18 protein-coding genes are annotated in these 24,700 nt (G+C 72.6%); all 18 read right to left on the reverse strand.

Annotated features, from left to right (window positions below; genetic code table 11):
- Nucleotides 1-3: 3 nt before the first annotated feature.
- Nucleotides 4-1,212: a type II secretion system protein gene (locus ASE76_RS14500; protein WP_055840793.1), complete on the reverse strand. Its 1,209-nt coding sequence runs from the start codon at nucleotides 1,210-1,212 to the stop codon at nucleotides 4-6.
- On the reverse strand, nucleotides 1,209-2,303 hold the full coding sequence (locus ASE76_RS14505) for a type II secretion system protein (protein WP_055840797.1): 1,095 nt from the start codon (nucleotides 2,301-2,303) through the stop codon (nucleotides 1,209-1,211). Before ASE76_RS14505 ends, ASE76_RS14500 begins: the two co-directional genes overlap by 4 nt.
- The gene (locus tag ASE76_RS14510) at nucleotides 2,300-4,531 is read right to left on the reverse strand and encodes a FlxA-like family protein (protein WP_168389263.1); all 2,232 of its coding nucleotides are present in this window, start codon (nucleotides 4,529-4,531) and stop codon (nucleotides 2,300-2,302) included. The genes ASE76_RS14505 and ASE76_RS14510 overlap by 4 nt, the downstream gene beginning before the upstream one ends.
- 59 nt (nucleotides 4,532-4,590) lie before the next feature.
- Nucleotides 4,591-5,862, reverse strand: a complete 1,272-nt coding sequence (locus ASE76_RS14515; RefSeq protein ID WP_236698460.1) for a type II secretion system F family protein — start codon at nucleotides 5,860-5,862, stop codon at nucleotides 4,591-4,593.
- Nucleotides 5,863-5,875: 13 nt separating this feature from the next.
- The gene (locus ASE76_RS14520; protein WP_236698465.1) at nucleotides 5,876-7,546 is read right to left on the reverse strand and encodes a GspE/PulE family protein; all 1,671 of its coding nucleotides are present in this window, start codon (nucleotides 7,544-7,546) and stop codon (nucleotides 5,876-5,878) included.
- Entirely contained in the window at nucleotides 7,539-9,074 is a 1,536-nt protein-coding gene (locus tag ASE76_RS14525; protein ID WP_055840803.1) for an ExeA family protein, read from the reverse strand. Before ASE76_RS14525 ends, ASE76_RS14520 begins: the two co-directional genes overlap by 8 nt.
- Complete coding sequence (locus tag ASE76_RS14530) at nucleotides 9,074-10,009, reverse strand: lipopolysaccharide assembly protein LapB (protein ID WP_055840807.1); 936 nt, start codon at nucleotides 10,007-10,009, stop codon at nucleotides 9,074-9,076. The genes ASE76_RS14525 and ASE76_RS14530 overlap by 1 nt, the downstream gene beginning before the upstream one ends.
- Nucleotides 10,006-11,778, reverse strand: a complete 1,773-nt coding sequence (gene mshL / locus ASE76_RS14535; protein ID WP_055841411.1) for a pilus (MSHA type) biogenesis protein MshL — start codon at nucleotides 11,776-11,778, stop codon at nucleotides 10,006-10,008. Before mshL ends, ASE76_RS14530 begins: the two co-directional genes overlap by 4 nt.
- 19 nt (nucleotides 11,779-11,797) lie before the next feature.
- Complete coding sequence (locus ASE76_RS20885) at nucleotides 11,798-12,562, reverse strand: prepilin-type N-terminal cleavage/methylation domain-containing protein (RefSeq protein WP_055840810.1); 765 nt, start codon at nucleotides 12,560-12,562, stop codon at nucleotides 11,798-11,800.
- Nucleotides 12,559-13,164: a hypothetical protein gene (locus tag ASE76_RS20890; protein ID WP_055840813.1), complete on the reverse strand. Its 606-nt coding sequence runs from the start codon at nucleotides 13,162-13,164 to the stop codon at nucleotides 12,559-12,561. The genes ASE76_RS20885 and ASE76_RS20890 overlap by 4 nt, the downstream gene beginning before the upstream one ends.
- Nucleotides 13,165-13,178: 14 nt before the next feature.
- Nucleotides 13,179-13,748 carry a hypothetical protein gene (locus tag ASE76_RS14550; RefSeq protein WP_055840816.1) on the reverse strand — a complete coding sequence of 190 codons (570 nt, stop codon included), beginning with the start codon at nucleotides 13,746-13,748 and terminating at the stop codon, nucleotides 13,179-13,181.
- A 15-nt stretch (nucleotides 13,749-13,763) separates the two neighbouring features.
- A complete protein-coding gene (locus tag ASE76_RS14555; RefSeq protein ID WP_055840818.1) occupies nucleotides 13,764-15,044 on the reverse strand; it encodes a hypothetical protein in 1,281 nt (426 codons plus the stop codon).
- Nucleotides 15,041-15,526 (reverse strand): hypothetical protein, encoded by a 486-nt coding sequence (locus ASE76_RS14560; protein ID WP_156362791.1) that lies wholly within the window; start codon nucleotides 15,524-15,526, stop codon nucleotides 15,041-15,043. The genes ASE76_RS14555 and ASE76_RS14560 overlap by 4 nt, the downstream gene beginning before the upstream one ends.
- A 3-nt stretch (nucleotides 15,527-15,529) precedes the next feature.
- Nucleotides 15,530-16,411 (reverse strand): prepilin-type N-terminal cleavage/methylation domain-containing protein, encoded by an 882-nt coding sequence (locus ASE76_RS14565; protein WP_082448564.1) that lies wholly within the window; start codon nucleotides 16,409-16,411, stop codon nucleotides 15,530-15,532.
- A gap of 26 nt (nucleotides 16,412-16,437) precedes the next feature.
- The gene (locus ASE76_RS14570) at nucleotides 16,438-17,292 is read right to left on the reverse strand and encodes a prepilin-type N-terminal cleavage/methylation domain-containing protein (protein WP_055840828.1); all 855 of its coding nucleotides are present in this window, start codon (nucleotides 17,290-17,292) and stop codon (nucleotides 16,438-16,440) included.
- A gap of 187 nt (nucleotides 17,293-17,479) precedes the next feature.
- Nucleotides 17,480-20,800: an AAA family ATPase gene (locus ASE76_RS14575; RefSeq protein WP_055840831.1), complete on the reverse strand. Its 3,321-nt coding sequence runs from the start codon at nucleotides 20,798-20,800 to the stop codon at nucleotides 17,480-17,482.
- A 186-nt stretch (nucleotides 20,801-20,986) separates the two neighbouring features.
- Entirely contained in the window at nucleotides 20,987-21,682 is a 696-nt protein-coding gene (gene kdpE / locus ASE76_RS14580) for a two-component system response regulator KdpE (RefSeq protein WP_055840833.1), read from the reverse strand.
- A 24-nt stretch (nucleotides 21,683-21,706) separates the two neighbouring features.
- Nucleotides 21,707-24,595 (reverse strand): DUF4118 domain-containing protein, encoded by a 2,889-nt coding sequence (locus tag ASE76_RS14585; protein ID WP_156362793.1) that lies wholly within the window; start codon nucleotides 24,593-24,595, stop codon nucleotides 21,707-21,709.
- Between the last annotated feature and the right edge of the window lie 105 nt (nucleotides 24,596-24,700).

Here is a 24,700-nt window from a genome sequence, read left to right on the forward strand (position 1 = left end):
ATGTCAGAAACCCAGGTTGTCGGCGGTGCGGGCGTCGGCGTCGATCGCGGTGGCCAGCGTGGCGCTGTCGGTGACCAGCGGGACCACCTCGGTGACGCGGCGGTCCGCCTCCTGCTTGGCCACCACGGACAGGGCCAGCGTGCCGGCCGAGGCCGCTACCGCGGCCGTGTTGGACACGACGGCGGCGACGGCGGGCGCCATCACGCCCGCGGCCGAGCCGTAGGTGAGGATGGTGAAGGCCACCGCATTGGCCGATGCCGCCACGGCGGAGGCAAGTCCGGCGGAAGCGCTGAGCACCCCGGCCGTGGCGGACGCCACGCCCGCGCCCGCCAGCAGCGCGGCGATTTCCAGCTGGCGCTTGTAGTCGACGAGGGCCTGCTGGAGGGAGGCGGCCGCGGTCGCCGCGTTGACATGGGAGTGGCTGACCGCCGACAACGCCTGGCCGCACTGCATCTGGGCGAAGAGCGCGTTGAAGGGCACGGCGAGCACCCGGTCGTCGTAGCCGCCGGAGAGCGGGCGGTTGGCCGCGTCGAAGGTCGGAAAAGCGCTCGACGCGCTGGCCTGCCGGCCGTCGAAGGGATTTCCGTCACCGTCGGCGTCCAGCAGTCCGGCCGCGGCCACGGTGAACGCCACCGCGCGGCGACTGGCGTCCGCATTGGCATCGACGACGCCGAGCGCCGACCCGTCCGCGGGCGCATTGGAGGCCAGGGTCAGGGCGTAGCAGAAGTCCAGCAGGTTGGCGTTCGGCGGGTTGAGCGCGAGCGGAGTGGCCGGCAGCACCGGCGGCAGGCCCACCGTGAACGCCGGACGCAGACGGTCCAGGGCCTGGGCCAGGTCCATGTCGAGCCAGGGCTGGTCGGCACGGGGGGCGCGGTAGGCGCCGTACATCAGCGTGCCTGCCCGCGCATCGGCGACGCCCAGCGTGCGCCACGGCAGGAATCCGACCTGCCGCCCTCCTGTGCAGTCCTCATCGCCGGCCTGGTCGCGTGCCGGGCACGGCAGGCGGAAGCGGGCATGGGCGAATCCGACCACGGCACGCTCGGTCACCGCCAGCAGGTCCCGGTCCGCCACGGTGGCCTTCTCCTGGGCCGACATGCGCCAGTAGGCCACGAAGGCCAATGCCAGCACGCCCATCAGCACCAGGGACACCCCCAGCTCCACCAGGGTGAAGCCCGCCTGGCGGCCGCATCCGGAATGGCGGCTCTTCCTCATGGCAGCAATCCCTTGGTGTCCTGCTGCGCCGCCGCGGCGACGGCGGCATCGCGCGCGGCAAGCAAGCGGGCCTTCACCACGGTCGAATCCGCGGCCTGCTTGCCGGCCTTGGTCTCTGCGGTGACGGCGAGGCCGAGCTGGACACTGGCGGCGGTGAGCGCTCCCGCCGAGGCACCGATGCCGAGGACGCCGGCGGCGATCGTTCCGGCGCCGACGCCGACACTGTTGGCCGCCAGGGAGACGGCGCTGGCCGTGGTCGCGATGGCGTTCAGCATGTCGAGCGACGCCAGCGAGAGCGTGGCGATCGCCAGCTTGGTGTTTGCGATGCGCACCTGGTAGGCGAAACCGCGGAAGCGGTCGAACATCTCCGCGTCGCGGTAGATGTCCAGCGCCGCGTACGCCGAGCGGGCCGCGGCCTGGGTTTCGCCCATCCGGGTCACGCACGACAGCCGCGTGGACAACTCTCCCAGTCCGGTGGCGGCGATGCGGTCGTCGAATTCCGCGGTGGAGGGCGCCCCTGCCAGCGGAAAGCCGCCGTTGTAGGGAAGGTTGAAAACCCGGTCGGGGCCGGCGTCGGCGACCGCATAGGCCACCGGCACGCCGCCGGCCAGCAGCCCGGTGGGGGCCGCAGCGGCCACGCGCAGGGCCTGGCAGAGGTCGAGGCCGTTGACCTGCGCTGCGCTGTAGCCGGCCACCACCGGGGCCGGCGGCAGGAGCGGGCTGAACCGTGCGACGGCGGTGACCAGATCGGCAGCAGGCGTGCGATACACCCCGTAGCGCAGCGGCACGTCGGCGCGCGGCAGGCCCAGGGTGCGCCACGGCAGTTCGCCCAGCGCGGTCGCGCCGCAGGCCTCGCTGCCGCTCCCGCCGACGGGCGCCGGGCAGGGCAGCCGGGCGCTTCGCAGGGCGAAGCCCTCGACCGCGTCCTGCGCCTGCCGCAGGCGCAGCTGCGCCGGGTCGCCCTGCGCCACGTCGCGGCTGGCGGGCAGCAGCTGCCAGACGGCCAGCCCGGCCACGCCGACCACCGCCAGCGCGACGGTCAGTTCCAGGACCGAGAAGCCGGCATTCCGGCCCCACGCGTTGCGCGTCATCGGATACCTCCACGCAGGTCCACCTGCCTCAGGATGTTTTCGGCGCCCGTCCAGACACCGTTGAGCTTGGCCCCGCCGCCGGCCGCGCCGCTGGCGAGGGTGCGGAGTTCGTCGTACCGCGACTTGGCAGTCGCTTCCTGGCCGACGCTCTGGTCGTAGGCCTGCTGCGCGGAGTTGACGCTCTGGTTGCGCATCCACCAGACGAAGTACTTGCCGTTGCCGGTGTCGTAGAGGGCGTTGAGCTTGTCGAGCACGCGCTGTCGGCCGTTGAAGGTGTAGGACACGTCTCTGCATGTCGTGACCTCCTTCTTGTCCACGACCTGCGTGGTGCATTCCCGCACCACATACGGCAGGGCCCTGAACTTGTCGGCGGCACTGTCCCGCGCGGAATCGAGGGCGGTCCGGGCCGTGGAGAGCGCAGCCAGCGCCGCGTCCTTGTTGGCCTGGGCCGAGGCCACCGTCAGGGACAGGCTCGCGAGCTGTGCGCCGAGATCGTCCTTCTGGGCCTGCAGCCTGGTGCGCAGATCCTGCAGCGAGGTGCGTGCGGCGGCGTCGGTGGCCGCGTCGATCTGCGGGCCCAGGTCGGCGATCTGGGCGGTCAAGGTGTCCATCTGCTGGCGCAGGCGCTGGATCTGCGCGGCATTGCCGCTGGTGGTGCCCTGCGCGCGCAGGTTGTCCAGGGCCTTCTGCAGCTCGGCCTTCTTGGCCGGGTCCGCCTCGGCGTCGATCTGCGCCTGCAGTGCCGCGATGGCCGCGTCGTTCTGCGTGGTGGTGGTGTTGGAGCCGGCGGCGGTCTGCTCTGCCTGCCGGAGGGCGTCCGAAGCGTAGTTGTAGGTCTGCAGGGCCAGGATCCACGCATCCGCCTTGTCCTTCACGGCGGCCAGGTCGCCGTCGTACGCGTTGATGCCGGTCGTGCCCTTGTTCGGAGACCCCCTGTTGTTCGCCTCGGCGATGACGTTGTGGGCCTCGGTGTAGAGCGCCGTGTTGGCCGCATCGCGCTCGTTCGCCGCAATGGTGCGTTGGGACAGTGCCGTGTTCAGATCCGCCAGCGCCTTCGTTTTGCGGGCCGTGGCGTCGTCCCAGCTCGTCTTCGCCGCACTGACGGATGCGGAAATGTCCATCGCCACCGGCGCCGTCTCCAGTCCCGCCTCGACCGACGCGGCAACGCCGATGCCGAAGGCCACCAGCGAGGCTGCGAGGGCGGCTGCATTGAGCCCGATCGCCACGGCCGATGCCGCGATCGCGACGCCGGCCGCGGCGACCGATGCCGCGGCGTGCGGGATTTCCGCGCATCCCACCAGGACCACGCAGGTCGCGATCGCCGTGGCCAGCAGGCCGCTGGCGGTGGCCATGTAGCCCGAGGCGGTGCCGATGTTGCCCGCGGCGACGGCGATCTTCACCCCGCTGACGATCGCCTTGACGCCGTTGACGGCCGTGATGAGCGAAGCCGTCACCACACCCCACGTCCGCTGGGAAGTCACCTCTTCGACGACCTCGGTTGCCAGCGACATGACGTCGAGGGAGGCCATCAGCCGCTCGCAGTCGAGCATGCGCGCGAGGCCTGCGTAGGTGCGCGCGAGGACCCGGTCGTCGTAGCTGCCGAGGGTCGATCCCGCGCCGGGCAGTTCCATCGCCGCGGAGGCGCCGGCATTGAGGCCGTCGAACAGCCGGCCGTCGCCGTCGGCATCCTGGCGGCCCGGGTGGGCCAGCGCATAGGCCACCGGGTAGCCGCCCGCCGTCGGCCCCACGCGGGCATGGGCGTCCTGCACCGGGAGTGCGGCACCGCTGGCCAGGGTCTGGCAGAAGTCGGCGGTCGTGCCCCGGTTGCCGAGCGCGCGGCGGGCGTTGTAGGTGTCTCCCCCGAAGGCGATGGGCTCGAAGTCGTTGTTGCCGCCGGCGGCCTTGGCCAGGTCGACCGCGCTGCGCTGCGCCTCGTAGCCCAGCCGGCCGACGCCGGCGGCGGCCATCGAGCCTTCAAGGCCGAGCGTGCGGTACGGCAGCTTCCCCTTCTGAACGCCGGACGCGCAGTCCTCCACGCCGTCGTCGCCCGTCGCCGGGCACGGCAGGCGGTTGTACGCCGCCACGAAGCTGGCGAGGAAGCGGTCGGCCTGCGCCAGCGCCGCCACCTCGTCCTCGGCGGCGATCGAGGCTTGCCGGGTTTTCAAGGCGATGGCGCCGGCCACGAGCGCCCCTCCCACCACCAGGAGGAGGAGCATGGCTTCCAGCATGCCCAGACCGCGCTGGCGGTGGGCCGGCGTGGCACTGGAGGAGCGGCGAGCGCGCAACATCAGCGCCCGCCCAGCGATTGCTGCACCGACTGCTGGACCAGGTCGTAGACCGGCAGCAGCAGCGCCACGATGAGGAACAGGAACAGCCCGCCGGCCACGAGGATGATCGCGGGCTTGATGATTTCCGACAGCGACTTGATCAGCGTGTCGAGCCGTTTGCGGTACTCGAGCGCCAGGTGGGTCAGCTGCCTGTCGAGGCTGCCCGACTCCTCGCCCACCGCGATCATCCGCACCGCCATCGGCGGGAAGCCGCCCACCCGCCGCATCGCCAGCGAGATGCGCTCGCCGCGCGCCACCGACTCGCGCACCCGGCGCAGCCGGTGGCGGTAGTAGCGGTCCCGGGTGGAGCGCTCCAGGATGTCGAGGCACGACACGAACTCCAGGCCGGCGCGCACCAGGATCGCCAGGTGCTCCGTGAGGTGGGCCATGCCGGAGGCGGTCATCAGCACCCGGGTGACCGGCAGCCGGTGCAGCACCTCGTGCAACACCGTCTTGGCCCGCGGCACCCGGACGAAGACGAAGGCGATCGCCGCCGCCACCAGGGCCACCACCAGCACCGCGATCCAGGCATGGTCGGCCAGCGCGTTCGAGAAGTTCACCAGCCCTTCGGTCAGCGGCGGCACCTTGGCGTTGAGCTGGCGAAAGAGCCGCGCCATGTTCGGCACGACGTAGTACACCCAGAAGCCGGCCACCGCGAAGATGGTCGCGAAGACGAAGATGGGGTAGATCATCGCGGTGCGGATGTCGCGGCGGATCGACACGACCCGCTCGACGTGTTCCGCACTTTCGGCCAGCATCCGGTCGAGCGTGCCCGACTGGTCGCCGATGGTGACCAGGTTGCGCACCGTCTCCGGGAACACGTCCGGATAGCGGTCGAAGGCGGCGGCCATCGGGATGCCGCTCATCAGGTCGTCGGCCAGGCGCTTGGCGACGCGGCCGGCCGCATGGTTGCCGGTCTGGCCGCCCTCCTCGACCAGCGTGCGCAAGGCCTCGATCGCCGGCACGCCGGCGGCCAGCATCAGGCTCAGGTCGCGCAGCAGGCCGGCCAGGTCTTCCATGCGCAGCCCGCGGCCGGTGAGCTTGCGCAGGCCAGCGCCCACGTCGCCCAGCCAGCCCGGCAGCCGCTGCAGGGTGAGCACCGTGCCTTCGGTCTCGCGCTCGAGCCGCAGGCGTGCGGAATGGTCGCGCTCCACCACGAGCTGCAGCAGGCCCTGCTTCAGGGCGCCGTGCGGCATCAGCACACGGTAGTAGTAGAGGCGCATCTTGCTCATCGGTGCCTGCCGCTCAGTAGCTGCCGACGGCGCGTTCGATCTCGTCGACCGTCGTCTCGCCGGCCAGCACGCGGCGCCGCGAGAGTTCGAGGATCGGCCGCAGGCCGCCGCGCTCGGCGATCTCGCGCAGCGCGCCGCGCGGCTCGTCGGCGGCGATCGCATCGGCCAGGTCGCGCTGCACGATCATCATTTCGTAGACCGGCAGACGGCCGAGGAAGCCGGTGCCGCGGCAGTGCCTGCAGCCCACGCCGTGGAACAGGTGCGTCGTGGCGTCGCCCAGCCAGCGCCGTTCGTCCTCGGTGGCCTCGCGCTCCGTACGGCAGTCCGGGCAGATGCGCCGCACCAGCCGCTGGTTGATCACCGCCACCAGGTTCTCGGCGATGGTGTCGGCATCGACGCCCAGCAGCTTGAGCCGCGGCACCACGCCGAAGATGCCGCCGACGTGCAGCGTGGACAGCACCAGGTGGCCGGTGGAGGACGCGTCGAGCGCGGCGCGCGCCGTCTCGCCGTCGCGGATCTCGCCGACCAGGATGATGTCGGGGTCGTGCCGCAGGAAGTGGCGCATCGCGGTGGCGAAGTCGTAGCCGGCGCGCCGGTTCACCTCGGTCTGGCAGGCCACCGGCACCCGGTACTCGACCGGGTCCTCCACCGTGACCACGTTGCGCTCGACCACCGGCTGCATCCGCAGCGCGGCATGCAGGGTAGTGCTCTTGCCCGAACCGGTGGGGCCGGTGATCAGGATCAGTCCGTGCGGCCGGGCGAAGACCTTGGTCATGCGCTGCACGTCCTCGGCCAGGAAGCCCAGGTCCTCCAGCTTGTCGAGGTCGCCGCGCTCGGGCAGCAGGCGCATCACCATGCGCTCGCCCTGCTCCGAGATCAGCGTGGAGACACGCACGGTGTAGGCGGCCTCCAGCACGGTGGCGGTGAAGCTGCCGTCCTGCGGCAGCCGCTGCTCGCTCGCGTCCATCTCGGCCTGCAGCTTGACGAAGCTCACCAGCCGGTCGAGCGCGCGCGATAGCGCGAACATCGGCCGCATCACCCCGTCGATCCGCATCAGCACGGTGCTGCTGCGGCCGGTGGGCGCGATGTGAATGTCGGTGGCGCGCTCTCGCACGCCCAGGTGCAGCACGTAGTCGAGCAGCCGCGCGGGGCTGTAGGCGCGGTCGACGTCGGCCTCGAGCCGGCGCACCTCGCTCGCGATCAGCTTGTCGGCGGGGTTGTCGGCGAAGTAGTAGTGCTGCTGGGTGGCGCGCGCCACCTTGTCGAACTCGCCCTGCAGGAAGCGCACGCCCATGCCGATGCGGCGGTCGACCACGTCGGCCACGGTACGGGGATCGGCGTCTCCCAGCACCACCTCCACCACCGCACCTTCGCGGCGCAGCGGCAGGAAGGCATGGGTGAGGCAGACGTTGCGGTTGAAGGCACCGGCCACGTCCGGATCGGGCGCCGCCAGGTCTGCCACCTCCACGAAAGGTATGCCGCGTTGGCGCGACAGGTAGCGGGCGATGTCCTTGCCGCTGGCGAAGCCCAGCTCCATCAGCAGCCGGCCCAGCGGCACGTTCTCGATCTTCTGCTTGTGCAGCGCGTACTCGACCACCACCGGCGTCACCACGCCGTCGGCGATCAACTGCTCGCCGATCAGCAACGCCGCGCCGGGGTCGGCCGACAGCAGGCCGTCATTCATGGCGGGCGCCGGGAGCGGGGGCTGCATTCATCTTCTCCAGAAGCATGTAGGTCAATTCATCCGGCACCGGCGTCGCGGGCAGTCCCAGCGCGGTCTGAAACACGGCCAACGCGGTCACCGTCTGCGGGCCGTAGAAGCCGTCGACCTGGCCCGGTTCCAGCACCCCCTGCTGCACCAGCGCCTTCTGCAAGGCCAGGCTGGCAGGGGATGCGGCGGTGGTGCCGAAGGCCGCCTTGTCGAGCGTGTCGCGCCACAGTGCCCAGTGCTGCGTACCCCGCTCGAAGAGGCACAGCCCGGCGGCGGACCGCAGGCGCGGCACCGCGGCGGCCGGCAGCGCCCGCCCGACCATCGGCCGGTCGCCCGGCTCGGCGGCGACGGTCGCCAGGCAGCGCTGCTCGGCACCCGCTGCGCCCGACGCCGCCGGCACCGCCTGCGCCGACGCCGCAGCCGCGACAGCAGGCGCCGCGGCTGCGGCCGCTGGCGGAACGTCGGCGGGCTGCGCCGCCGCCGACGAGGCCACGGCCGCGCCGTCGGGCCCGGGCTCGGCGACCGCACCACCGACCGGCGCAACCTGCGCGACCGCCGCCTGCCGCGCCGCCGGCAACTTCGCCGTCGGCCACACATAGGCCGCGCCCACGCCCAGGGCCATCAACCCCAGCCCGCCCATCGCCAGCGCGGCGCGCCAGCCGGGACGCCCGCGTGCCGACGGAGCGCCGACCGCCACGTCGTCCAGCGCCGCCCGGAGCAACGCACCGTCGATGGTGCCGCCACCGTGCGAGGCCAGGCCGTACATGCAACGGTCCAGCACCAGGTGGATGCGGCGCAGGTTGCCCTGCGTGGCACGGTGCAGCAGCCGCGCCGCCCGCGGCTGCAGCGCGATGCGGCCGGACGCGCCCGCCGCGGACACCCGCATCTCGAAGTAGCGCACCACTTGGTCGACCTCCAGGCCCACGAGACGCGCATGCTTCACGACGCGGCTCTTCAACTGGCGCAGGTCCTGGCCGTCGAGCAGTGTCTCCAGTTCGGGCTGGCCCGCCAGCACGATCTGCAGCAGCTTTTCCTGGCCGGTCTCCAGGTTGCACAGCAGGCGCACCAGCTCCAGCGAGGCCGGCTGCAGGTTCTGCGCATCGTCGATCACCAGCAGGCAGGTCCTGCCGGCGCGGTGTTCGGCCAGCAGGAAACGGTTGAGCCGCGCCAGCGCCTCGTCCATGTCGTCGGTCGGCTCCAGCCCGAAATCGCGCAGGATCGCCGACAGCAGCGCCTCGCGCTGCAGAAAGGTGTTGAACACCAGCGCCGAGCGCACCTCGTCCGGCGGCAGCGTGTCGAGCAGGCGCCGCACGAAGGTGCTCTTGCCCAGGCCCACTTCGCCGGTCAGCAGCACGAAGCCCTTGCGCGCCTGGATGCAGTGCAGCACTTCGGCGAACTGCTCCTGCAGGTCCTCGGTGAAGAAGTACGCGCTCGCGTCGGGGGTGGGCGGGAACGGATTGCGCGTCAATCCCAGCCGGGCATGGAGAGCGGCGAGCGACATCAGGGCTTCGCCCGGAAGCCGGCCAGGGCGGACTTCAGGCTCTCCGATTCGGGATGCGCCCGCACGCCGTCGGCCAGGATCTGGCGCGCGACCTCTGTGCGCTGGCGCCGGGATTCGATGCCGGCCAGGTTGATGCTGGCCTCCTCGTCGCCCGGCAACCGCTCCAGGATGTCCTGGTAGTGGCGGGCCGCACCGTCGGTGTCGCCCCGGGCCATGGCGTACCAGCCCTCGGCCCGCAGCAACGACACGCTGCTGCGGGGAAGGTCCTGGCGCAGCGCCATCAGGTGCTGCTCGGCCGCGGGCAGGTCGTTGTCGCGCATGGTCTGCAGGAAGAGACCGAAGCGCTTCTCGACCGGAATCGCCGCTGTCGCTGCGACCGGCCGGACGGCCGGCACGGACGCGGGCGCCCGTGCGGGGGCGGCTGCAGGCGCGGCTGCGCGCGGGCGCAGCGCCGGTGGGCGTGCGACGGGATCGGTACGCGGCACCAGCGCCGCATCGGCCAGCCGCACCGGCGCGGCCATCGCAGCGGGCGCAGTCGAAGCCGGCGCCACCGGCGCGGCGGGCTGTACGGCGGTGGCAAGCGGGGCTGCCGCTGTTGCAGGCACGGCGGTATCGGACGTGCGCGCCGTTTCGCCTACCGTAGGAACAGCGACCGCGGCGGCCGGCAAGGTGGCCGCTGCCGCGGTCGCCATCATCGGTGCGGGCGCCGCCACGGCGGCGGGCATGCCGATCGCGCCGAGTTGCGGACCGCCCCGCAGCGACTGCCAGGCCGCGTAGCCCGCACCGGCCAGCGCCAGCGCCGCCACGACGGCCAGCAGCGGGCCCCGGCCGCGGCCGTTGCGCCGCGGCGCGGCAAAGACGCGCGGTGCCAGCGCGGCAGCGCCGGTCGCCAGCGGGGGGTCCATGTCCCGCAGGGCCTGGTGGATGAGGCTCATAGCTTGCGTACCCGCATCACGATCACCAGTTCGCGGCTGGCGTGGGTGTCGGCCTGGTTGCCCACCAGCTTGCCGAAGAGCGGCACGTCGGAGACGCCCGGCGCGCCCCGGTCGCGATTGGTGGTGCGCTGGTCGATCAGGCCACCCACCACCACCACGTCGCCGTCGCCCACGTTGAGGGTGGTCGTCAGCCCTTTGTAGTTCACCACCGGCAGCGTCACCCGGTTGGTGGAGTTGACCTGCACCAGCGCCAGGCTGGCGGCGTCCACCTCGCTCTGCATCGGGTTGATCATCAGCTCGATGCGGCCGTCGTCGCGCATGAAGGGCAGCACGCCCACCATCACGCCAGAGAACACCGAATCGGTCTGCACGTCCGAGGTGGTGGTGCTGGCACCGCCGCCGGGCACGATCTGCGTCGAGGACGAGCGCGACACGTAGCGGATGCTGCTGCCCACCGACAGCAGGGCCGGCGTGCCGTTGCGCACCTGCACGTTGGGGTTGGAAAGCACCTTGAGGTTGCCGAAGGAGCGCAGCGCGTTCAGCACCACGCTCGACGTGCTGCCCTGGTAGCCCACGCCGAGCGCCGGGCCGGCCAGGCTGCCGATCAGGGCCGAGGGCAGCGTCACCGTACGGGCCAGCGCCGCGCCGGTGTTGGGTATGCCCGCCGCGATCTCGGAGAGCGAGATCGGCGAGGTCCCGAAGCCCGCGGCCAGGCGGCCGCGCAGGATGCTCCAGTCGACGCCGAATTCGTAGCTGTCGGAGAGCTGCACGTCGATCAGCTGCGCCTCGATATAGACCTGCTGGCGGAGCATGCCCTGCACCTTGGTGAGCATCTTCTCCACCGCGCGCATCTTGGCGGGTCGGGCCTTCACGTAGAGCGTGCCGGTCATGCGGTTGACGCTGTAGCCGGAATCCAGGCCCGTGCCTTCGGCCAGGTCCGCACTGAAGGGCGCCGCGGCCGGAACGGCGGCGACGCCGCCCGGCGCGACGACGACCGGCGCTGTGGTTTGTACCGTCGACTGTGCGGCACCCCGCCGCGCGTCGTCGCCCAGGATGACCTTCAGGTTGTTCTCGATTTCCTGGTAGGGGTCGGACTTGGAGCCGCCGCTGCCGCTGATCGACAGGTTGCCGCGCAGGGCGTTGGAACTGCCGCCACCGCCGCCGGAGCCGCCCGTCGAGTTGCCGAACACGTTGCCGCCGGAGGACAGGTCCAGCGCGGTGTTGCTGTTGAGGAAATCGAGCGAGAAGAACTTCTCCTCGTTGAGCGTGACGCGCAGCGTGTTGCCCTGGATCTCGCCCGATACGTTGTAGGAGCGCAGCACTTCGTTGAAGGCCTCGCGCAGCGAGACCTCCCGCAGGTACATGTCCGACAGCTGGCCGGTGCGCACCACCGCCGGGTCGACGATCAGGTTGATCCGGGCGCTGTCGGCGAAGGCGGCCAGGACCTGGCTGATCGACGCCCGCGACATCGCCACCGTGATGACCTTGCCTTCGAGCGGGTCGAACTTGGGCGCGACCGGTGCGATCTCGGGCGCGAGGGCGGTCTGTCGCAGCTGCTGGTTCAGCGCGAACTGGTGGGCCATCAGCTTCTGCGATTCGGCCACCATCTGCTCGCGCAGCTTGTCGGCCGTCTGGTAGTCGGTCGGCGGCAGGCTCTGCAGGCTGCGGGGCGGCGGGCCGCTGGTGCAGCCGGCCAGGATCGCGGCGGCGGCGAGGGCCAGCGAGGCGCGGCCGGAGCGACGGCGGTGCGGCGAAGCGAGGAAGAGCATGTCGGTTTCCATATCTGGTCTAGGGCGCGCGCGCGCCGAGCCACCCGGTGAGGGCCGCGAGCGATTCGGCGGCCACGACGTCGTCGCGGACGGCGGTCATGGCGGTGCCGGGGGTGGAGGCGCAGGCGGTGCCGACGGCGTGCGGCGCATCGAAGCGGTTGCCGTCGTCGCTGCGGTCTTCGAGCGGCACGACGACGAAGAAGGCCGGGTGCGACCGCACATTGGCGGCGCAGTCGACCGAGCCGTCGGTACCGTCGTTGCCGGTCAGCCGCGCGTGGGCCGGCGAAACCGCCTGGTTGCCGGCGATCACCAGGCCTGCCATCAGGTCCCGTGCGTTGCGGTAGCCCGGCGTGCCGGCGGCATCGCCGGTGCGCTCGGTCGCGACCGCCAGGTCGGCGTCGCCGCCGGCAGCCGCGCTGTTGCGGTAGACGCCGTAGGCGGCGTGCCATGCGTCGGCCGGCACGTCCAGCCCCAGGCTGCGGTAGGGCAGCCAGCCGCCTTCGGTGCCGGGGGTGCACACGCCCGCGGCATCGCCTTCCCAGCCGGTGCCGCTGCTGTCGGGGCACGGAAGCCGGCCGTTGCGCAGCGCGAAGGCCCGCAGCGCCTCGCGCAGGCTCTCGGCCGACTGGGTGGCGCGGTCGCGGTCGCGCAGCGCGCCGGTGTTGTCGTAGCTGCCGGCGACGGCCCAGCCCAGCAGTCCCAGAACCACCAGGACGACGCTGAGCTCGACGAGCGAGAAACCGCTCGGCCGGTGCGCGCCGCGCCTGCCGCCCGTGGCCGTCACCGGGCCGCTCCGGCCGCCGGCACCACGTTCGTCGCCATGCTTGCCTGCAGGCGTTGCATCTCGGCCAACCGGGTCTGGAGCTGGGCCGGCGTTTCGGCGGTCGGCGCCGCGGCCAGGGTCTGCATCTCTTTGGCCAATTGCTGGATGCGCTCGGTCCGCGCGAGGTTGTCGCGAACCGCCTGAAGGTTCACGCCCGCCACCACGTCGCTGCCCTGGTTCTTCTGCAGATCGGCCAGCACCGCATCGACTTCGCGGACGCTGGGCTGTCCCGACGTCGCGAGCGCCTGCAGGCGGCTCTGGATCTCTTCCAGGGTCGGTGCGCCCGGGCGCCCGACGGCCACGGGCGGCGTCGCCGGCATGCCGGTCGAGGGACGTTCGCCGCCCGGCGCATTCCAGGGTGCGGCCGGCAGATCGGAACCTGCGCGACCCGTCACCGTGCCGGAAGCGGCACCCGCGCCCGGCGCGGGCATGGCCGGCACGGTGGCGGGGGCCGACACCACAGGCGCCGAAGGCGCCGGCCGACCGGCGTCGGCCGCGGATTCGCTCCGCATCAGCAATACGGCGCCCAGCGCCAGCGCGACCACGCCGACCGCCGCACCCACCAGAATTCCCCTGTTCATGGCGCGTCTCCCCGCAGTGGCGACGGCGCATCGAACTGCTGGCGCGCCGTGGTGGCGTCGGGCGCGCCCAGGGAGCGCAGCGTGCCCACGCGCAGCCGATCGACCGGCACCGAGAGGGTCTGCCGGCCGCTGGCCTCGCGGACCACGACCTGGTCGCGCTCGATCTTCACGACCCGGCCGCCACCGGCCAGGCGCGCGCCCTGGCGCACCAGCTGGTCGTCGATCACGGCGACGAATTCGTTGCCCTGCTGCACCAGCATCGTGACGGTGCGCAGCGGCATCGTCGGCCCAACGGCACCGGGCGTGCCCAGCGCCGGCAACGCGACCAGCGGACGTTCGGCGACCGGCGCCAGCGTGCGCATGCGGTCGTTGATCCGGCCGATGGCGTCCAGCGTCACCGCGACCTGCTGCCGGTCGGTCACGGCACGGGCGGGCAGTGCCTTGAGCTCGACCAGGGGGACCCGTGCCTGCGGCGCCCGCTGGTTCAGCAAGGTGTAGACGCCGACGAGGCCCCAGCCCAGCAGCGCGACGGCCAGGGCATTGAGCGTGAGCGCTGCGTACTTCATGGATGTGTCATTTCTTCAGCTGCGCGCAGCGGGAGCCGCGACCAGGCGGTACGAGAAGGCGCCGGGCGCCGCGTCGAGCGCATTGACCGGCACGGCCGTCCAGCCGGCCGCGCGCAGGCTGGACAGCAGCCGGCCGATGGCGCCCACCCCGCCGCCTTCGCTCACACCGTCGACCTGGAAGCCGCGCTCGGTGCTGCCCGTCACGCCGTTGTCGAGGCGCAGCCGCTGGATGCGGATGCCCGGGCCGGCCGCGTCGCGCAGCAGGGCCAGCATCGGCACCGGGTCGTAGCGGGCGCCGTCGCCCAGCTTGCGGGCCAGGTCGGCCACCGGGGCGAAACCCTGGGGTATTTCGGCGGCGTTGACCGCGGCGACGCGCGCTTCGAGCGCCGCGGCTTCGCGGCGGCTCTCGGCCGTGCTCGCGCGTTCGGCCCGGGCCTCTCCCTGCACGTAGAAGCCGAGCACCCCCAGGCCGAGCGCGAGGATGCCGGTGACGGTGGCCACGCCGGCGACGAGCCGCTCGCTCCACCAGGCCAGGCGCGCCACCGGCGGGTTCACCGCCGCCCGCGCACCCGCCCGGTCGACCAGGGCCGGCAGCGTGGAGGCGTCGGGGCCGAAGGAGGTGGCCGCGAGCGGTTCGGCGGGCACGTCGGCCAGCGAGGTCCACTGCTCGGCGAGCCGTGCGTCCTGCGCGGCATCGGCGGCGAGCAGGCTGGCCCACTCCAGCGGACGTTCGATGCCCTTGGCGATCTCGGGGCGGGCAATGCCCACCAGCACGCGCACGGCCGCCTGCAGGTCGTCGTCGCTGCGACCCAGCGCGTTGGCGCTGAGATAGTGCAGGCCCGCCTTGGACTGGCCGAAGAAATGCAGGGTGCGGCCGGACCGCACGATGCGCGCATGGCCGCTGCCCACCCTGGCCGCGAGCAGGGCGCCCAGCGGCAGGACGATGCAATGGTCGCGCTGCTGCGACGACCACTGCAGCATGCGCTGCCAGGTCTCGAGCGGCACCACCGTGTGGAAGGTCTGCAGGCCCTTGCGCAAGGCCTGGACCCGGTGCACCACCACATGGGCGGCACCGTCGGTCAGGCCTTCGGCACGGGCGCGCTTCTCGATCAGCGCGGCGGCATAGGCCGGCTTGCCGCCGTCGAAGCGGTAGCTGCCCATCGGCGCCTCGTCGAAATCCGTGACGACGATCGCCGGCGCGTCAAGCACCGGGAACGCCACGGCGTCGGTCAGCACGCCGCCGCGCAGTTGCCGCCACCCGTCGCGGGTGACGAGGAGAATGTTGTCGGTGCTCATGGCTTGTACGCCAGCGGGAAATGCAGCGTGCCGTTGACCGCGAGCACGAATCCCTTGTCGTCGGCGGCGGGCGGGGTGAAGAGGCCGGCCTCGCGCGACAGCACCGCCAGCTCGAAGCTCTCGGCCGAGAAGAAGCGCTCGCCGCCGCCGGCACCGATCTGCCGCAGCAGCTCGGCCGCCTCGGACCGGGCGACCGGGCCCGCGTTGCGGTTGATGCGGCGCTCGGCCCAGCCTTCGGGATCGAAACCCAGCCGGCTGGCGGCCTGCTGGGCCTGGACGGCCAGGCGGGCGTATTCCTCGCGCTTCAGCACCTCGGGCATGGCCTCGCGCAACGCGCTCACCCGGGCCGCGACGAAGGCCGCCTCGCGGCGCTCGGCCGCCAGTTGCTGCAGCCCGTCGCGTGCCACCCAGACGCCCGCGGCCAGCAGCACGGTGGCACAGCCCAGGGCGACCAGGCGGGCCGCGCGCATCGACGTCGCCACGCCCTACTCTTCCATGATCCAGTGGGCCGTCAGCAGCACCACGCGGTCTTCGTCGTACTGGCGTCCGGTGGCGGTGGCGGCACCGGGCGCGGCGGCGCCGGTCGCGGTATCGTTCGTCTGGATCGCGCTCGAGATGGTGTTGTTGGCTTCCCAGGCGGTGCCGGGTGCGTTGGCGTCCACCGCACCGGCGTGCGCGCCGCGGCCCTGGATGCGGAAACGGCCTTCGCGGGAGTCGGGCTTGCCGTCGATGATCTGGTCCATGAAGCGGGCCAGGTCGGGCGTCAGGCCGCGCACCACCATCACGTTGCCGGCGCCGCTGGCGGTGCCCGGCGGGTTCCACTGGAAACAGACCTGCAGCTCGGTCGCGTTGCCGTTGGTGTCCTGGTAGAGGTAGCGGTCTTCCTGGCCTTCGCCGCGGCCCGGCGGCATGCGCACGCCGACGCGGCTGATCAGGGCGCGCAGGTTCTGGCCGGACAGCGCTTTGTCGCCGTCTCCGACCTGGGCTGCGGCATAGCCTTGGCCGTTGCAGATCTTCAGACCGGTGTTGCCGAAATTCTCGGGAATGCCGGCGACCGCCGAGCCGCCCGCACGGTTGCACACCGTCACAGCGCCACCAGCGAAGCTGGTCTCCGACCCGTTGACCATGTAGGTGGGAGCCTGCTGGCAGTCGCCAATCACCACGCCGTTGCGCTGGTAGTACTGGTCGTAGACCGCTTTCCACTGGTAAGCGAATTTGTTGGCGATCTTCTGGTACTCGGCATTGCGCTGGACATCCTTGGCGATGGCGATGGCACCGATGATCAGGCCGATCACGGCCAGCACGATGGCCATCTCGACCAGCGTGAAGCCGCGCTGGATGCGGCGGGCGAGGGTATGGGCTTGCATGGATTCTCCTTCCGCAGCGCAGCGCATCACTGGTTCATCTTGTAGATGGCGACCAGGCGAATCACCTGGTCTTCGTCCTGCGTGCGTCCCGCCACGTTCGCACCCGGTGCCGCGGCACCGTCCTCGAACGTGTTGTTCGCGGCCCACTCGACGCCTGCGGTATTCGCCACGCCGTTGGCCACGCCCTGCTGGCGGAACCGTCCCTCCTGCGCATCGGGCTTGCCGTCGACCATCTGGTCCAGCATGCGCGCCAAGTCGGGCGTAAGGCCGGTGATGACCATCACGTTGCCGGAATTGGCCGCGGTGCCCGGGGCGTTCCACTGGAAACACACCTGGATTTCCTGGGGATTGCCGTTGGTGTCGAGGTACACGTAGCGATCCTCGGAACCCTCCGCACGCCCTGGCGGCATGCGAACGCCGGCCTGGTTCATCAGGAGACGCAGATCGAAAGCGTTGGCGGCACCTGCGGCGCCGCCCTGCACGGCCCGGGTCATGGCGGGGCCTGCGGCACCGTGGCAGATCGCATTGGGTGCAGCGACGGCCGTCATGTTTCCACCGGAAATGGATGCGCCGGCCGCCACCGCATAGTTCGCGCCGTTCACCATCAGCCGCGGCGCGGTCTGCGAATCGCCCAGAACCACGCCGGCCCGCTGGTAATACGCGTTGTACGCCTGCTCCCACTGGTCGATGAACTTGTTCTTGATCTTGGTGTATTCGGCGTTGCGCTGGACATCCTTGCCGATGGCGATGGCGCCGATGATCAGCCCGATGACGGCCAGGACGATGGCCATTTCCACCAGGGTGAAGCCCCTCTGGATGCGCGTGAAGGTGCCCGGACGGGCGGCACGGCCGACGCGACGGGGTGTGGGATGTGCTGACATGCGAGCCCTCTGCAAGCGGTTGATCCGGATTCCCGACAGCGGGAAAAGGCCGAATCCTACGAACGCGCCGTTAGTGGACCGTTAGAGACGTTGCAATTCGTAAGTCTTCAGCGACACGTCAGGCTTTTTGGTGCATTACTGCCCGCGAAATTGCAGCCGACCGGCCCTCGCAGGCCCGTCGCGGGGCTCAGGGCGACAGCCCCCACTGCTGCAGCCAGCCCCGGGCGCCGACGGCGGCCCCCGCCGCCACGGCCCGGTCCAGGGCCTGCGCGGATTCCCCGGCGCGGCCCAGTGCAGCCAGGGCGACGCTCTTGAGGCGCCACAGTTCCATGCGGCAGTACCGGTGCTCGCTCAGGTCGATGGCCGCCAGGGCCTGCTCGACCATCGCCAGAGCATCGGCGTGGCGGCCGCAAGCCACCAGCGCGTCGATGACGAACCACGCCTCGGTGGTGGCCGCGGCGCGGTAGCCCGACTGCATCGCCGCCATGCCAGCGGCCACCGCCTCGAAATCCACCGGCATTCCCGCGTGGGCCTGGGCCAGCACCACCAGCATGCCGGACACGCCGCACCAGAATTGCAGGCCTTCTGCGTCGGCCAGCAGCCAGGCGCTCTCCGCGGCCGCGGCCAGGGTGGCCTGGTCCCGGCGGCACCAGGCCATCAGCGCCCGGAAGCACTGGGCGATGCACAGGTCCTGCCGGGTGGCCGAAGCGTGGGCGGTCCGCACCGCCGCGTCGACCATCGCCTCGGCCGCCGCCGTCTCGCCGACGAACCACAGCAGCCAGGCCAGTTCGGCCCGGGCGAACACCACCAGGTCTGACGAGAAGTGCGCCATCCGCTCCGACAGGTCCAACTCGTCCGCCAATGCCAGGTTGGCCTCCAGGCACACCCGCGCTTCCGCGAACCGACCCAGCCAGAAGAGCGTGTTGCCGTTGGCCCAGGCGGCCGCGAAACGCTGCACCGGGCTGTGCGCCGACGCCTCCAGCCGGCGGGCGTAGTCCAGCCCGTCGGCCTCGCCTTGCGAACTCGACCCCAGGTAGGCCAGCATCTGCAGGTCGAACCGGATCACCGGGTCGAGCATCGGCGGCAGGGCCATGCGGCCCAGTTCGACCATCAGGGCGTGGGCCTCGCCCGAGCCGTAGCCGTGGCGCGCGATCAGGGCACGGGCATGGAGGATGCGCGCCTCGATGCCGGCCACGCCGGGCAGATAGCCGAGTGCCGCCAGCCGGGCGTAGCTGTCGCAGGCGGCGCAGATATCGTCTTCGGCGAAGGCGTGCCGGGCGGCCTGCAACCATGCCGCCGCGGCGGCGTCCGGCTGGCCGCCCTGCTCCCACAAGGCCGCGGCCCGGGCGTGCAGGCCCTGCCCGGCGGTGCGGGCCGCCGCGGCGCGCGCATGCTGTCGCAGCAGTTCGGCCGGCGTGATCGACAGCAGATGCTCGCGCAACCGCGCATGGAAGAAGGCCGCCTGGCCCCGACCGCGCGAGAGGATCAGGCCGGTCTCCAGCGCCCGGGCGAAGGCGCGTTCCGCCAGCTCCTGTCCGCAGATGTGGGCCAGGTCGTCCAGCGAGAACAGCATGCCCAGCACCGCGGCCGCCTCCATGCCTTCCCGCAGCGGCCCCAGCCGGTTGAGCAGTGCGCGGCAGAATTCGTTGAAGTGGCTGGCGCTGTCGGGTTGCAGCGATCCGGCCAGCAGGTAGAGCGGCAACCCCCGCGCATTGGCGATCCGGCTGCGCAGGGCCTGGGGGCTCAGGCTGGCCGCATCGGGCAGGCTCTGGACGATGGCCTGCGCGGCGGCATCGTCGAGCGGCGCCAGCGCCAGCGTCCGCAATCCTCCGAGGGGCAGCGGCTGCGCTTCTCCGCTGCGGTGGGTGAGCAGCCAGCGCAGCGGCACCTGCGAGGCAGAGGCGGCCAGCGGCAGCAGGAATTCGGTGGTGGCCGGATCGAGCCACTGCACGTCGTCCACCACGAAGAGCGCGGGCTGCGACCCCCGGCCGTGCAGCAAATGCAACAGGCCCTCGGCCAGGTCGGCCCGCTGCCGGCGGCCCACGTTGCGCGTGTCCAGGAACGCCAGCAGCGCCTCGCGCGCGGGCGTCGGGAGATCGGCGCCTGCGATGCGCGCCAGGCGCTCCGCGGCGCCCGCGCCGCCGCCCAGCAGACCCGCGACCAGATCGTGCAGCGATCGCCACGGAACGGCGGCGCCTTCGGGCAAGCCGCTCATCCAGACCAACGGCGCACCCTGCGCCTGCCAGCGCCGCGCGCATTCCCAGGCGGTGCGCGTCTTGCCGACGCCGGCTTCGCCCGCGAGGCAGTAGCGGTGGATGCCGCCGCCGGCCGGCGCGCGCAGGTCGGCCAGGATCGACTGCACCAGCGCTTCGCGGCCGAAGAAGCTGCTGCCCGCGAAATCGCCCCCGGGCGGCAAGGTGGTGACGGCCTCGTCCAGCCGGCAGCCGAACAGCGTGAACTCCCGGCCCAGGCCGCGGAAGCGCTGCGGTCCGAGCGGCAGGCAGCCGAAGTCCGGCGCCACATCGGCCATGCTTTCGTCGCAGACCAGTTCGCCGGGCTCGGCCCGCTGGGCCAGCCGCTCGACCAGGCGCATCCGCCAGCCGACGGCGTGCGGCGCGGGCGCGCGCTCCACCAGCAGCCAGCCGTGGGTGGCACCGGCGCTCAACTGCTGGCCGGCGGGCATCGCCGCCGCAAGCCCCGCGGCACAGCGCAAGGCCTGCCAACGCTGGCCGGTGTGGCGGCTGTCGATGCCGAAACCCAGGGTGCAGCCGGCATCGTCGACATCCAGCACCACGCCGTCGAACCGCTGCGCCGTGAACGCAACTGCCGCCATCAGCGGCGAGAGCGCGGGCGCGCTCGGCTGGCGGTCGCTGGCGGCCACGTCGGGCAGTTGCACCCGCAGCAGGGTGATCGCGGCCGTCTCGGTGGCGGGCAGCGGTACGGACAGAATCGGCTCGATCTCCTGGGGCGCGGCCGGCGGGCTGGCCTCTGCGGCCCATGCGGCGCGCGCCGCATCCATCCGCAGCCGCTGCGCGTCCAGCCAGGCGACGAACGCTTCGGACGTGCCTTCCTCGGCGCCGGCCAGCCAGGCGTCGGGCTCGGACGGCAGCAGGTCCACCCAGACCGCGAGCGGGCCCGCCGACGGCATGTCGCGCGGACGCTGCGGCGCCAGCAGTTCGGCATCGGTGCCCAATCCGGCCACCGGCTGGAAGGCGATCCACTCGCGGTGCACCTGGATCGCCTCGGGCAGGCCGAGCAGCCGCCACTGCGCCAGCAGGTCGGACAGCACCACGCGGAGGTTGGCCCGCCCGGCCGGCATGTCCAGCCCCGGCCAGAGCAGGTCGGCCAGCTGCTCGCGCCGCACCTCGCGCCGGGGCTGGCTTGCCAGGTAGCCGAGCAGCGCCACGGTCTTGCGGTACTTGAATTGCAGGGGCCGGGGAGCGGCGCCACCGTGGACGACGGGCCTGCCGGAGAAGGCGAGCAGCAGCTTTTCGGAAGAGACGTTCACGCGCGATCGACTGAAAGGGTTTCGGGACGGCGGCAGCACTGCACCTGCCAGGGCATCGCGGCCGGCCCGCGCGGTCGCCCGGGCGCACGGCAAGGCGGCGCGGATTATGAGGGCCGGCAACGACTCGCGTGCGAAAACATTCAGTCAACGCTCACCGAATACCGGCGCGGCCCTCGCGGGCCTCGCTCAATCGACCACCAGCCGGTACCCCACGCCGGTCTCGGTCAACAGGTGCCGGGGCTGCGCGGGGTCGGCCTCCAGCTTTACGCGCAGATGGCCCATATAGATGCGCAGGTAGTGGCTCTGGTCGGCATGCGACGGCCCCCACACCTCCCGCAGCAGCTGCCGGTGGGTCAGCACCCTCCCCGGCTGGGCGACCAGCTGCAGCAGCAGGCGGTACTCGATCGGCGTCAGGTGCACCTCGGCGCCGGCGCGGCGCACGATGCGCGCCTGGCGGTCCACCTCGACCGGGCCGAAGCGGAACACCTGGCTCTCCTCCGCCCCGCCGCCGGTGGCGCGGGGCCGGCGCAGGTTGGCGCGCACCCGGGCCAGCAGCTCGCCGGTGCCGAAGGGCTTGGTGAGATAGTCGTCGGCGCCGGCATCCAGCGCGGCGATCTTGTCGGCCTCGTCCACCCGGGCCGAGAGCACGATGATCGGCACGGCCGACCAGCCGCGCACGTCGCGGATCAGGTCGAGCCCGTCGCCGTCGGGCAGGCCCAGGTCGAGCACCAGCAGGTCGGGCTTGCGGGTGCCGGCGTCGGCCAGGCCGCGGCGGGCGGTGTCGGCCTCGAACACCTGCCAGCCCTCGCCCTCCAGCGCGGCGCGGACGAAGCGGCGGATCTGTGGTTCGTCCTCGATGACGACGGCGGTGGGTGCGGGCATGGCGGGGCGGTGTCGGTGTCGGTGTCAGGGGGGCGCGTCCGGCGCGGCGGGCGCCGGCGCGGGTGCATCGGCAGTGTCGCCGGCATCGGCCGGCTCGGCCACCGGGGGCGGTGGCCGGCGCGGCAGGGTCACGGTGAATTCCGCGCCGCCGCCGGGCGCATCGGCCGCGGCGATCCGGCCGCGGTGCGCCTCGACGATGGCGCGGGCGATCGCCAGGCCCAGGCCGATGCCGGGCGTGGCCGATTCGGGCGCGCCCCGGGTGAACTTGTCGAACAGCGTCGCCTCGCGGCCGCGCACCGCGGCGGGCAGGCCGGGCCCGTGGTCGCGCACCGACAGCCGCAGCGCATCGGCGGTGGCTTCGGCCGACAGCACGATCGGCGGCGCGCCGTAGCGGGCGGCGTTCTCCAGCAGGTTGACCAGCACCCGCTCGAGCAGCACCGCGTCGAACTCGACCAGCGGCAGGTCGGCCGGGAACCGGGCCTGCACCGGCTGGCCGCCGAGCGCGGCCGCGGCGGCGCGGATCGCGGTACCGGCCACCTCCTCGGCCGATTGCCATTCGCTGCGCAGGTGCACCCCGCCGCTCTGCAGCCGTGCCATGTCGAGCAGGTTGTGCACCAGCGCATGCAGCGCCTGGGCCTGCCGGACCATCGCATCGGCCATCCCGGCCTGCGCCGGCGACAGCGGCGGCTGCGAGGCGCGCAGCGTCTCGGCCAAACCGATCAGCGCGGTGAGCGGGGTGCGCACGTCGTGCGAGAGCGCGGCCAGCAGCGCGTTGCGCAGCCGCTCGGACTCCATCTCGACGACCGCCTGCTGCGCCACCTCGACGTAGTGCACCCGCTCCAGCGCGATCGCTATCTGGCGGGCCAGGGTCTGCAGCTGCTGGGCCTGCTCGGGGATCAGCAGCCAGCGCGGATGGGCGGGCCGCACGGCCAGCACGCCGCGCACCCGCATGGGGGCCTGCAGCGGCGCGTAGTGCCAGGCGTGCGCGGCCAGGGTGGCGGTGGCCAGGCCCGCGCTCTGGCCGTTGCGCAGGGTCCAGTCGGCCACGCTCGCGTCGAGGCCGGCGGGCGCATCGGCGGGCAGCACCAGCCGGTCGTCCCCGTCGGGCAGCAGCACGCAGGCGTCGCCGCCCAGGGTCTGGCGCAGCGCGGCCACGCCGAGGGCCGCCACCTGCTCGGTCTGCAGTGCGGCCGACAGGTCGCGGGTGAGCGCGAAGAGCGCGTGGGCCCGCGCCTCGCGCGCCGAGGCGATGCGCGCCTGGTAGCGCAGTCCGGCGGTCAGCTGGCCGGCGGTCAGGCCCACCACCAGCATCACGCCGAAGGTCAGCACGTACTGCATGTCGCTGACCGAGAACGAGAAGCGCGGGTTGACGAAGAAGAAATCGAACAGCACCACGTTGAGCAGTGCAGCGAACGCCGCCGGCCCGCGGCCGAAGCGCATCGCGATGGCCAGCACGCCCAGCAGGTACAGCATGACGATGTTGGCGACTTCCAGCGCGCCCGACAGCGGCAGCGCGCCCAGGGTCACCGCCGCGCCGCCGGCCGTCGCCCAGGCATAGCCCTGCCAGGTGGCCGGAAACACGTCGCGCGCCGCGGCGGCGGAGCGCGCGTCGTCGGCCACGACCGCGTCGCCGCCCGCTTCGGCACCGGGCCCCGCGCCGAGCTGCGGCGTGCGCAGGCTGCGGCTGCTGGTGGCGGGCGCGGCTTCCAGCAGGTCCAGCGCGGGCGCCTGCTCGGCGATGCGCTGCCGCAGGCTGCCGACGCGGCCCAGCGTGCCGTCGGCCAAGGCCGGCGGCAGCCAGCGCCAGAGCGGCGCCGTCCAGCGGCCGGTGCGGGTGCCCGGGCGGCCCAGCACCAGCATCGCGCAGTTGCGCTGGCGGGCCAGGCCCACCAGCGCCTCGGCCGCGTCGGTGGCGGCCAGCACCGCGGTCTCGGCGCCCAGGCCCTGGGCCAGCTGCAGCACCGCCAGCACCCGGTCGCGCGCGGCGGCGGGCAGGCGCGCCAGGCGCGGCGTCTCGACATAGGCCGCGTGCCACTGCACGTTGAGCTGGCCGGCCAGGCGCGCGGCGGTGCGCACCGTGTGCTCGGCGCCCTCCCGGTGGCCGACGCAGGCGAGGATCGCGCCCGAGGTGTTCCACGCGTCCTGCGCCACACCCGTGCCCGCCGCCGCCGCGCCCGCGCCGGTGCCCGACTCGACCCGGTAGCTGCGCACGTCGTCCTCTACATGCTCGGCCGTGCGGCGCAATGCCAGCTCGCGCAGGGCGATCAGGTTGCCCTTGCGGAAGAAGTTGTGGGCCGCGCGCTCGGCCTGCTGCGGCAGGTAGACCTTGCCGGCGGCCAGGCGGGCCAGCAGCTCGTCAGGGGTGACGTCGATCAGCACCACCTCGTCGGCGGCATCGAGCACCGTGTCGGGCACCGTCTCGTGGACCCGCACGCCGGTGATGGCGCCGACCGTGCCGTTGAGGCTCTCCAGGTGCTGCACGTTGAGCGCCGTCCAGACCTCGATGCCGGCGGCCACCAGCTCCTGCACGTCCTGCCAGCGCTTGGCGTGGCGGGCGCCGGGCACGTTGGCATGGGCCAGCTCGTCGAGCAGCAGCACCGCCGGGCGGCGTGCCAGCGCCGCGTCCAGGTCGAACTCGGCCAGCGCCCGGCCGCGCCACTCCAGCATGCGGCGCGGCAGCACCGGCAGGCCGGCCAGCACCGCCTCGGTTTCGGCGCGGCCGTGGGTCTCGACCAGGCCGACCAGCACGTCCTGCCCCTCGCGCAGGGCCTGCTGGGCCGCGCCCAGCATCGCGAAGGTCTTGCCCACGCCGGCGTTGGCGCCCAGGTAGACCCGCAGCCGGCCGCGGCGCGCCTGCGCCTCGTCGTCCCGCATCTGGGCGATCAGCGCATCGGGGTCGGGGCGGAGGGGCATCGGGTCTGGCAGGGGCATCGGGTGGCCGCGGTGCGCCGCAGGCTACCACCGGCCGGGGTTTCGGAGCAAAAAGAGGCTGCAGCCGGCGTGCGGCGCCGGCCATTA

This window comes from Xylophilus sp. Leaf220 (assembly GCF_001421705.1).
Lineage (GTDB): Bacteria > Pseudomonadota > Gammaproteobacteria > Burkholderiales > Burkholderiaceae_C > Xylophilus.